General features: G+C 71.8%; 3 protein-coding genes. 2 read left to right on the forward strand and 1 reads right to left on the reverse strand.

What is annotated here, in order from left to right; translation table 11 throughout:
* Positions 1-410: 410 nt before the first annotated feature.
* The gene (locus VIB55_RS14555; protein WP_331877380.1) at positions 411-953 is read left to right on the forward strand and encodes a hypothetical protein; all 543 of its coding nucleotides are present in this window, start codon (positions 411-413) and stop codon (positions 951-953) included.
* 64 nt (positions 954-1017) lie between these two features.
* Here the strand turns inward: VIB55_RS14555 and ligD are convergent, their stop codons facing one another.
* Complete coding sequence (ligD, locus tag VIB55_RS14560) at positions 1018-2898, reverse strand: DNA ligase D (protein ID WP_331877381.1); 1881 nt, start codon at positions 2896-2898, stop codon at positions 1018-1020.
* A 259-nt stretch (positions 2899-3157) separates the two neighbouring features.
* Between ligD and VIB55_RS14565 the strand changes: the two genes are divergently transcribed.
* Positions 3158-5350: zinc-dependent metalloprotease (locus VIB55_RS14565; RefSeq protein WP_331877382.1), on the forward strand; the 2193-nt coding region annotated here is incomplete at its 3' end.

Genomic DNA, 5350 nt, shown 5'->3' on the forward strand with positions numbered 1-5350 from the left:
CTGGAGGCCTTCCAGGGCCGCGAGTCGGGCGGCGTGCGCGTCCGGGCGCGCGACGGCTACCTGGGGCTGGACCACGGCGACGAGACGCTGGTGGCCATCGTCTGCGCCACGCCGGGCGTGCTCGCGGGCGTCCGTGCGCCCGAGTTCGCGGGCATGGAAGCCTTCGCCTGAGGTAATCCGGGGGCGGCTCCCGCTTTCCGACATCAGCGGCACAGCCGCAGCCGTTCCTTTCAGTCCACTCCCTCGGCCCGCAACTGTAACGGGGGAGAGCACATGGCCGCCGCGTCCTTGACAGGGGACGCGGCGGCCACATTTATTGTCATTCGCTCCGTCCGCGTCACCGCGATGGATCGCCTAGCGCTCCCGTGCGCGCGGCGGTCCGGCGGCTCTCCCCGAACCATCCCTGGCCCGTGACCAACCTCGACCGCATCCCCCCGGACGCCACCGTCAGCGGCGGCAACATCCTCTCCATGCTGGCCGCCATGGGCCCGTTCCGCCGCCGCGGCGAGCAGATCCTGGGCGAGCACGGGATCCAGGAGGTGGACCCGGAGGCCTGGTATCCGCTGAGGCCGTACGTAGATTCGCTGCTGATGATCGGCGAAAAGATGGGGCCGAACACCCTCTTCCAGATCGGCCGGCAGATTCCCAACCACGTGCCGCTGCCCCCGGGAATCGACACGTTCGAAAAGGTGATGGCGTCGTTCGGCATGGCGTACGACATGAACCACCGCGGGGTGAAGCAGGGGGTGATCCCCTTCACCATCACCGATCCGCGCCACGGCACCATCACCACCGGCACGCCGTACCCCTGCGACTTCGACCGCGGCGTCATCCAGGGCTTCTTCACCAAGCTGCTCTCCACCCGACCCATCGTGGATCCCATCGAGGGCCTGCCCTGCAAGGCGCGCGGCGGTGAAACCTGCACCTACGCCATCACCCTTCCCGCGCACTGACGCGGCCGGGGGGGAGCGGCGGAGCCCCGCGGCGCACCTGGCGCCGCGGGGCTTCTTTCGTTCTTCAGGCAGAGGGGGACGCCCAGAGATCGCCGGCGGCACGGACGCGCTCGGGCATCGTTTCGATGGTGAAGGCCAGCGGGTCGAGCGCGCCGGACAGCTCGCTCCCGGCGAGCGGGGCAGAGACGGTCAGCTCCGGCGTGGCGCGGACGGCGTAGGCGCCGGCCACGTTGGCGCCGCGGCGCGACATCAGGTGGTCCACGTACACACCGTCCTTCGGCCGGACCGTCGTCGACCGCTCCACTGTCGCCAGCCCCTGCGCCCGCCGGGCAACCTCGCGCGCCAGGCGCTCGGCCACGATGCCCGCCGCGCGCACCGTGGTTCCCGGAAGCATCATGGCGTAGACATGCAGCCCGGATCGCCCGGACGTCTTCAGCCGGCTCTCCAGCCCCGCGTCGCGCACCACTTCTCCCGCCACGCGCGCGACCTCGACGACACGGCTGAACGAAGCGGCCGGCATGGGGTCCAGGTCCAGCACCACGTAGTCCTGCTCGTCCACGTCCATCACCCGTGAATGCCAGGGATCGTGCGAGATGGCGCCGCGGGTGATGGTGAACAGGAGCGTGGCGAGGTCGCCGCCCACCAGCATCCGCTTGCGCTCGCGCCCCACCTGCACCGTTTCCACGCGCACCCCGTCCGGCGTGTCGGGCGGGGCGCTCTGGCGGTAGATGGGGCGCTTGCCGGGTGATCCGGGAAAGTAGGCGACGGCGAGCGGCCGGTCGCGCATCACGGGAAGAATCCAGGGCGACATCCGCACGTAGTACCGCAGCAGGTCTCCGCGCGTGAACCGCGATCCGGGATACGCGGGACGGGCGAGGCCGGCGACGTCCAGCCTCGCCCCGTCCACCTCGATCGCCCCGCTTCCCTCCCCCGCCTCGATCTCCCGCAGCGCGGCCTCGATGCGCCCCAACCCGCCATCGCCCGCACCCTCCGCGGCCGCCGCCGCCTCGCGCAGCAGGTCCGCGCCGGCCTTGTCGTCGCGAAGCCCCAGGAAGGTAGAATCGCGCAGCTTTCCCGCGGCCGTCCACTCGGAGTAGCGGATCTCCGCAACCAGCACCGGCTCGGCCCAGTGGTGCGCCTGCACGAGGCGCGGCTTGGGATGAAACGGGCTGGATGCGCGCTCCAAGGATTGCAGCCGGGCGTGCAGCGACCGCAGCACCCGCTCGCTGAACCCCTTTCCCGTGTGGCCGACGTAACACAGCCGGCCGTCCCCGCCGTACCGGCCCAGGAGCACGGCCCCCAGCTTCCGCGCCGGGTTGGTGGGGTCCGTCCATCCGCCGATGACGAATTCCTCCTGCGGCGCCAGCTTCACCTTCAGCCAATCGCGCGAGCGGACGCCGGGCTGGTAGCGCGCGCCGGTGCGCTTGGCGACGACGCCCTCCCACTGCTCGCGGCGGGCCGCATCCATCATCGCCCCGCCGTCCGGCGAGGTGGCGCCCAGCCTCACCCGGTCCGTCTCGCGCCCGTCCAGCACGCGCTCCAGCGCGGCCCGCCGCTCCGACCAGGGCCGCGGCACCAGCGGGTCGCGGCCGGTGAGCAGCAGGTCGTACGCGACGTACCCGGCCGGCTGCTCGCGCGAAAGGCGCGCTATGGATCGCGGGTTCTCGGTGTGCATGCGCCCGGCGAGCGCCTCGAAGCGAACCACCTGTCCCGCGCGCAGGGCCACGATCTCGCCGTCCAGCACCAGGTCCGCGCCGTGGCGGTCGCGAAGCTCGCGAATGGCCGTGACCAACTCGGGGAACTGGGGAGCCTTGTCGTTGCCGTTGCGCGTCAGCAGCACCACGGCGCCCGCGGTGACGATGGCGATGGCGCGGATGCCGTCGTACTTGGGCTCGAACGTCCACTCCCCGCCCGCGGGCAGGTCGCGGGCGAGCGTGGCGAGCATGGGTCGGAACTCCGGCACCGCGGCCACGTCAGCCCGCGCCGGGCGGCAGTGGAGGACACACCGATTTGACTACTTTGTCCACAATAATTCCTCTTGGGCCGTCGGTGGTCCACGTGGCACACACGTTGGCTACTTTGTGGCGATAGGGGCCTTGCAGCGCCTTTTCGTGTTGCCCGAACCGCTTCGCGCACCTATCGTTGCCCGGCCCCTCGCACGTCTACTTTCCCAAGCAAGGCTTATGCGATCCGCACCGCGTTTCGTGACCGCAGCCGGTCTGGCCCTCGCGCTGTGTACGGCATCCCTGGACGCCGCCGCGCAAGGTCCGCTCCCTTCCATCGCCGAAAAGACGCGCGGCATGGACCGCCGCGACGGCTTCGTCCCCGTGTACTGGGACGCCGCCGCCGGCAAGCTGTGGATGGAGATCCCCCGCGCGGGCGAGGAGCTGATCTACGTCGTTTCGCTCCCGTCCGGGCTGGGCTCCAACGACGTGGGGCTGGACCGCGGTCAGATCGGCGGCGAGCGGCTGGTGCGGTTCGACCGCGTGGGCCCGCGCGTGCTGATGGTGCAGCCCAACCAGGCCTACCGCGCGGTGAGCGACGACCCCGACGAACGCCGCGCGGTGGAAGAGTCGTTCGCGCAGTCGGTGCTGTGGGGCTTTACCGTCGGGGCGGAGACGGAGGGGCGGGTGCTGGTGGATGCGACGGACTTCGTGCTGCGCGACGCGCACGGCGTGATCCCCGCCCTCAAGCGCGCCCGCCAGGGCGACTACAAGCTCGACGCCACCCGCAGCGCGCTCTATCTGCCGAACACCAGGGCCTTTCCGCGCAACACCGAGGTAGAGGTGACGCTCACCTTTACCGGCGACGCCCCGGGCGCCCTCGTCCGCACCGTCGCGCCCACGCCCGAGGCCGTCACGGTGCGCCAGCGGCACTCGTTCGTGGCGCTTCCCCCGCCGGGGTACCAGCCGCGCCGCAGCGACCCGCGCGCGGGCTTCTTCGGCATCTCGTTCTTCGACTATGCCACGCCCGTGGGTGAGGAGGTGGTACAGCGCTACATCTCGCGCCACCGGCTGGAAAAGCGCGACCCCACGGCCGCGGTCAGCGAGCCGGTGCAGCCCATCGTCTACTACGTGGACCGCGGCGCGCCCGAGCCCATCCGCTCGGCGCTGGTGGAGGGGGCGCGCTGGTGGAACCAGGCGTTCGAGGCCGCCGGCTACCGCGACGCCTTCCGCGTGGAGGTGATGCCGCCGGGGATGGACCCGCTGGACGCGCGCTACAACGTCATCCAGTGGGTGCACCGGTCCACGCGGGGATGGAGCTACGGCAACACCGTCACCGACCCGCGTACGGGCGAGATCATCAAGGGCCACGTGTCGCTCGGCAGCCTGCGGGTGCGGCAGGACTACCTGCTGGCCGAGGGGCTGCTGGCGCCGTACGCCACGGGGACGGAGATCCCGCCGGAGATGGAGCGGATGGCGCTCGCCCGCATCCGCCAGCTGTCGGCGCACGAGGTGGGGCACACGCTGGGGCTGGCCCACAACTACGTCGCCAGTGCGCAGGGCCGCGCCTCGGTGATGGACTACCCCCACCCCCAGGTGAGGCTGCGCGCGGACGGCACCATCGACCTCTCCGAGGCCTACACGGCCGAGATCGGCGCGTGGGACAAGCTGGCCATCACCTGGGGATACCAGCACTTTCCCGCGGGAACGGACGAACGCACCGCGCTGGGAGGCATCCTGGCGGACACCCGCGGCCGCGGGCTGACGTTCGTCACGGACGAGGATGCGCGCGCGCCCGGCGGGCTTCACCCCCAGGCCCACCTGTGGGACAACGGGGGCGACGCCGCCGCCGAGCTGCGCCGGACGATGGCGGTGCGGCGGGCCGCGCTGCAGCGCTTCGGCGAGCGGGCCATCCGCGCGGGGCGGCCGATGGCGACGATCGAAGAGGCGCTGGTGCCGCTGTACCTTCACCACCGCTACCAGGTGGAGGCGGCGGTCAAGGTGCTGGGCGGAATGTCGTACACGTACGCGCTGCGCGGCGACCGGCAGGACCCGCTGACGCCCGTTCCCGCCGCCGTGCAGCGCGCGGCGTTGGACGCGCTGCTGATGACGCTGGACCCGGCGGAGCTCGCCATGCCGCGGCCGCTGCTGGAGCTGATTCCCCCGCGTCCGTTCACGTACGGCGCCCACCGCGAGCTGTTCGACCGGTGGACGGGGCTGGGCTTCGACGCGGTGTCGCCGGCGGCCTCGGCCGCGGACCTGACCGTGGGGCTGCTGCTGAACGACGAGCGGGCCGCGCGGCTGGTGCAGCAGAACGCGCTGAACCCCGCGATGCCGGGGCTGGAGTGGACGCTGGACCAGCTGGTGCGGGGCACCTTCGGCCGGCGCCACTCGGACGCGTACCTGGCGGAGATCGACCGCGCGGTGGAGCGCGTGGTCGTGGACCACCTGATG

It is taken from the genome of Longimicrobium sp. (assembly GCF_036554565.1).
Lineage (GTDB): Bacteria > Gemmatimonadota > Gemmatimonadetes > Longimicrobiales > Longimicrobiaceae > Longimicrobium.